The 573-nt window shown below is 78.7% G+C and carries 1 pseudogene; it reads left to right on the top strand.

Annotated elements, in window-relative coordinates:
* Nucleotides 1–112: 112 nt before the first annotated feature.
* Nucleotides 113–573 (top strand): annotated as a pseudogene (locus ABEA77_RS34055) (DUF5954 family protein); the annotation flags it as partial.

The following is a 573-nucleotide window of genomic DNA, read 5'->3' as shown; positions in this document are numbered from 1 at the left end:
GAGGGCCGGACGGCCGGTGGGCTGTACGGGCCCCGGCGGCGGACCGGCCGGCCCGGCGGGCATCTCGCGCGGTCCCGTGTACTCTCCGTCGCCGTGCGTGGACGATGTGCGCATGGCCGGAGACTGGATGCGGCAGCTGGACCGGCTCCACGCCGGTTTGGTGCGGCAGGGCGACCCCGTGGCGTGGATGACCGAGGAGGACGCGGTCAGGGCGTCCACGGCCTGCCCCCATCTCGCCGTGTGCGGCCCCGTGTTCGGGACCGCGGCTCTTGACCGGGCGGCGGCCGGCGGCCGGCGCGTGACGCGCCGGGGCGCCTGTGGCACGCCCTGGGAGGCCAGGGGCGCGCCGGTCTCGTCGCTGCGGCAGCGGGCGCCGGAGGACACAGGGGGAGCGGGGCGTGGCGCGCGCTCTTCGACGCGCTCCGGGTGCTCGACGCCGGAGAGGCGGACGAGGTCGAGGTCCTGGGCGTGCGCCACCGGGTCGTGCGGGGTGGGGAGCTGGCCCGCGGCGGCGCCGACGGCCTCGAACCGCCGCGCCCCACCGGCCAGGAGCCCCCGCTCCTGTCCTGGAAG

Source organism: Streptomyces tremellae (genome assembly GCF_039540215.1).
Lineage (GTDB): Bacteria > Actinomycetota > Actinomycetes > Streptomycetales > Streptomycetaceae > Streptomyces > Streptomyces tremellae.
This window is presented reverse-complemented; position numbering and strand designations above follow the sequence as displayed.